Origin of the sequence: Xenorhabdus griffiniae (assembly GCF_001028135.1) — a bacterium.
In the GTDB taxonomy this organism is placed as follows: Bacteria; Pseudomonadota; Gammaproteobacteria; order Enterobacterales; family Enterobacteriaceae; genus Xenorhabdus; species Xenorhabdus bakwenae.
Genome location: NZ_LDNM01000019.1, coordinates 1 through 4,655, shown reverse-complemented (window position 1 = coordinate 4,655; position 4,655 = coordinate 1). Strand labels below are relative to the sequence as shown.

General features: G+C 57.3%; 4 protein-coding genes. All 4 read right to left on the bottom strand.

Translation table 11 applies throughout. From position 1 onward, the window contains the following. Positions 1-1,000 (bottom strand): phage protease (locus AAY47_RS06455; protein ID WP_047768052.1); only part of this gene is annotated, 1,000 nt, incomplete at its 3' end. 260 nt (positions 1,001-1,260) lie between these two features. Beyond that, on the bottom strand, positions 1,261-1,797 hold the full coding sequence (locus tag AAY47_RS06450; RefSeq protein WP_047768050.1) for a phage virion morphogenesis protein: 537 nt from the start codon (positions 1,795-1,797) through the stop codon (positions 1,261-1,263). Next, positions 1,784-2,953: a phage minor head protein gene (locus tag AAY47_RS06445; RefSeq protein WP_047768048.1), complete on the bottom strand. Its 1,170-nt coding sequence runs from the start codon at positions 2,951-2,953 to the stop codon at positions 1,784-1,786. Before AAY47_RS06445 ends, AAY47_RS06450 begins: the two co-directional genes overlap by 14 nt. Beyond that, on the bottom strand, positions 2,940-4,520 hold the full coding sequence (locus tag AAY47_RS06440; protein WP_419177431.1) for a DUF935 domain-containing protein: 1,581 nt from the start codon (positions 4,518-4,520) through the stop codon (positions 2,940-2,942). Before AAY47_RS06440 ends, AAY47_RS06445 begins: the two co-directional genes overlap by 14 nt. Positions 4,521-4,655 lie beyond the last annotated feature (135 nt).

Here is a 4,655-nt window from a genome sequence, read left to right as displayed (position 1 = left end):
GTGATACGGCCGCCGGGGTGTGTCCCCCTGATTGCAGGGATGACAGGGCCGCGATGGGCTGCGTCTTTTCCAGATGGGTCGTCAGTGCGGCAAAATTCGTGCGCCCCAACGCTTTAGCCCAGTCCTCCAGCGCCGGGGTTAAACGGCCATCACTCAGCGCCGCCTGCACCAGACTGTCAACCTGGCTCACCTGCGCGTGCTGGCGTTCGCTGTTCAGTTGTGCCTGAAGTTCCTGATAACCGGCAATCGGGACGTACCGGGCCGGATCATAGGCTTTTGATGACAGGTCGGCAATCTGGGTCTTCTGGGCTTGCAGCAAGTCGAGCAGCCCTTGACTGGCCGCCGTGGCGGTGCCCTGACCGTTCGAAATTAAATCAATGGCTTTTTGCAGCTCGGCCTTGATGTCTTCCGTCGTGGCAGTAGCAGGCAAATTCAACATCCAGCGTAAATTGCTTAAGAGTTCCTTGATGAGTTCGTCATCCACGGAATGATCCTCCGGTTGTGGGGTATTCAGGGCAGCCAGTTGGGAGGCAGCGGCCAGCATCACCGCGTCCATCCCGTCCAGTGCCGGGGTGTTGGTCAGCGCCGAATGCAGTAATGCAGTCACGTGACCCTGTTGGTCATACAAAAATACGGGGGAAATAAAGCGGTATTCATTGGCGGCAATGGCCTGGCTGGCGTTGTCTGTCCAGTCAACATTGACGGCATACAGGCCTTCGCCCTCACGCCATTCCAGTGTCTGGAACCAGCCCGCCGCGGGGGCCGGCTGACCATTTTTAATCGCGCGCAGGGTCTGGTGTTCATAATCAATCACCAGCGGGGTTTCCCGCCCGTTCACCTGTTGGATCAGGGATTCGGCAATCTCACGGGTCATCACCCAGCTAGCACAATCCGCCGGGCGGCCATCGTTGGCACGAAACTCGCCGGCTGGAAAAAGCTGGATTTCGTTCTGGTGGTTACCCCGGATCAGCGAGGTTAAAGCGGCAATGGTCGTTTTCATGCCCGCAGCATAGCGGGGCAATCACGACCGATGCGGTTGAGGGGGTTCAGCAGGTGACTGAACAGTGAGCGGAAAACGAAAAGTAGATGCGGAAAATTCTGGCAGGGCAGTGTATCGCGCTTTGCCCTGAACCGGAACCCCATTTAAACCCCGTTTAAAAACGATTTAAACGGGAGTAACCGGTTAAAGGCAAGGATTTGTATCACAACCAGTTCAAACGCCCCCAAAGGGTGCTCAGGGCGTTTTGCTTATTCCGGTCATCAGGGCGCATCTATCAACCGTTGCAGGTAGCGTTCCAGAATAGCCTGGATCTGTCCCGCGTCGCTGTCGGTCAGTGTCAGAAACGGGCGGGCAGGCATCTGGATTTTGTAGGCTGGCAGGGTATTCCACTGGCTGTGATCCGCTTTCGCTTTGCTGGAAAAACGGCTCTGGCCATTTTTGCGCCGATAATGCGCCCGCTGGCTGCGGGCAGGCATATTAATAGTGCCGCCCTCCTGGTGAATGCGGGCGTAGATCACATTCGTACCGACCAGGGCTTCATCGTTATCACTGAATTGCTGGATACTGCCCGCCAGTCGCCCGGTGTGTTGCAGGATTTTTCCGCCCGCCCGCTTTTTGGCATAGGCCGGACTCCAGCCCAGCCAGGCAGGGCGACCCTGTTGCTTGAAATTTTCCTCGACCGCATCGGCCATCGTCGCGGCAATCTGGCGCATCATGGGGGTTCGGTCACCCAGCCCGTCCGTCAGTTGCTGCATCGCTTTCTGAAATTCTGTTAAGTCAATATCAATCCGGAACATGGAAATCCGCCTGTTGGATCACATTGTGTAATTGCCCCTCGCGCACGCTGACTATCCACCAGACTCCCGCCCGCATTGCACCATAATACTGTGTTCCGTCTTTCGCCAGGTGCTGGCGTTCGGGCTGCTCAATAATCTGCTGGAGCGCCAGATAATCGGCCAGGTCAATGCTCTCCTTATCTGCCAACCGCTTGAGGGTCGGTGCATCGACCGTCACCGGGTCAGATTGCTGCCCGCCAGAGCGCGGACGCACGGCAACCGGATAACGCTGTAACGATGACGGCGCATCCTGTTTCAGTGTCTCTTTAAATACCCGGATAAAGTCCGGCCCGGTCAACGTCCCGGTGACATACTGACTGGCGGCGGGTTGCGGGTATCTGTCCAGTTCGGGCTGCCAGCTCACCTGACCGGGGTTAAACCCAAAGCCCGGATCGGGGGTATACACCTGGCCGGTCATGGGGTTTTCAAAGCCCATCACCGGGCGGGTTTCACCCGGTTCGCCATACTCTTGCTGCACCTCAACCCGCCGCCCTTCTGTGGATTGCACCATCAACCCCAGCCGTTCGACATCCGCTTCGCTGCGGGTACGCACCCGGCAACGACAACGATAACCATCCGGCGGGTAGATGGATTGCCAGATGGGATCGTCATAGCGGGCGATAAAGCCGTCGAGGGCCGCATGTGAGGGGCGGATGCGGCTATCCATAATGCCCACCCGCTCCCAGTAGGGACGCTCATCGACGTTTTCCATTTGCTGCTGATAGCGTCCGGCCATATAGGCCGACTGCATATTGGTCGTAAAAATTGTATCCAGACGGCGGGGTGTCAGCCGCTTACCGTGCAGTTCGCCGGTATCGTTATCAGCAACCAGCCCTTTACCGAGCCAGCCTTTCCGTTCCAGTATCGGCAGCAGGTTGCGTTGAAAGTCGCGGAAGGTCTGCCCGGTTTCCAGTGATTTTTGTAGTTCCGCCCGGATGTCGGCCAGCACATCCAGTTTTAACACGCCTGCCACGGTAAAGGCGCGGGCCTGCGCCAGGGCTTCCACATCGTGCCAGTTAAAACCGAGGGCAAAGCCTTTACGCTGGAAATAGTCAATCGCTTCTTTCGGCGGCAGGCCAATCACATACCCCAGGTTGATTTGATTACGTGTCGGCATGGAGGCGCCCCCAGACATCGGCCACAAAAATCGCCTGCGCCAGTAACTGCTGTAACGTGCTGTCATCCAAATCCGGGTAACTGGCCGCCACAATATTCATCGCCTCATCCACATTCTGGCCGGATTGCAGGGCGCTGACCAGCGGGGACAGTAACTGGCTCATGGCCGCCCCTATCGGGTCAGACAGCGGCGGCGCATTATCCAGCGCAATCTGGGCCGGGTCGATATCCGCTGACTCATGAACCTGGCTTAAGACCCCCAGACCATAACGAGAGACGCCGTAGCTGAGGGGCGTGGGCAGCCCCGTATTGATACGCGGGGCTAAGGTCGGTTCATCATCCTGTGGCATCGGAATAGCGGCTTTCTTATGCACCCAGGAAACGGGAATAGATGTCACCCCTGCCTGATTCACCAGCGTGGCAACGGCGGTGGCAAACTCCGGCAGATCCACCGCTTCACGGGTATCAAACACAAAACGGGGCAGGCGGTGCGGGTTAATCTCAGTATGTCCATTCAGCGCCAATAACATCTGGATCAGGTTTTTAAACATGCCCTCTAACTGGCGGGCATCGGCGGTCATCAGGTCATGGCGTACCTCGTTATGCACATTCCCTAGCGCATGAGTGGACGATTTGCCATCTGCCTGCGTAGTCAGTGTGCCGCCCAGAATGATTTTGGATTGCGTCCGTTCGGCCCAGTTAATCATGGCCATAAACGGTTCACTGCCACCCGATGCGGCACTTTCAAACCGGATTTCACTGCCCGCCGGGATAGCGGCAACTGCCTCATGTCCCAGCCGGACCAGTGAATCCAGCAACCGGTCCCGGTCAGCATCCGAAGTGCCTGCCGCATACGTTGCGATACGGGCAGGCAGGCCGTAAATCTCTAAAAATTCCGCCAAATCGCGCAAGCTGAAGTTTTTAAACAGGTACGGCCACACCAGCACCCGGTAAATGCCACTGGTCGCAATAAACCCGCTGCGGGCATTGTGGCGATGGACCAGCCAGCCGAACGGCCACAGGGGGCTGCCATACAGCCCGTTATTGTCCCGCAGACGGATCTCATCCCGCTGCTCTGGCAGGGTACGGAACCAATAATGGGGACGCAAGTGGTGCCTCTTCGGCAGCCAGACTTTTTCGACGCGCTCCCATTCGATTTCCTGACAACTGAAGCCGTGCCCGACGGCCTCCATCCCGTTCAGGATAATGTCCTCAATTTCCGGCATCGCATCGAACCACTCTTGAACTTGTGCCGTGATGGCCTGCTCCTGTGCCGTCGCCCGTTTGGGCGGTTCAATCGACCAGTCCAGGGTCAGCAACGCATTCTTACGTTTCTCCATTTCCGCAAAGATATGGCCGTCACGCTCCAGCATGTCACCGAACAGGCTGGCCTGTGCACTCAGGTCGCCCAGTTCAGCCAGTTGCAGGATACGCGGCAGCTTGCGGATAGTGAGTCCCCGCGACGGGTGGTCAGGGTAAATGCGCTGCATTTGCGCTGTCTTCACCGTCTGGGGGGATTTCAGGGCTTCCCGTTGCAGGGGGTTGCCATAGATATCAACAATTGGCATTAATCTCATTCCTCAGTGCGACAGCACAACGCCCATCACCAGCGTGACGGCAATCCAAAAACCCACAAATACCAGATAGGTCATCACTCGATTCACTTTCTCTTGTTCCTTATTACCATGCGCCCGACCCGAAAC

Excerpts from the sequence above, each read along its gene's own strand:
- AAY47_RS06450 (WP_047768050.1), bottom strand. The coding sequence starts at position 1,797 with ATGTTCCGGATTGATATTGACTTAACAGAATTTCAGAAAGCGATGCAG.
- AAY47_RS06445 (WP_047768048.1), bottom strand. The coding sequence starts at position 2,953 with ATGCCGACACGTAATCAAATCAACCTGGGGTATGTGATTGGCCTGCCG.
- AAY47_RS06440 (WP_419177431.1), bottom strand. The coding sequence starts at position 4,520 with ATGCCAATTGTTGATATCTATGGCAACCCCCTGCAACGGGAAGCCCTG.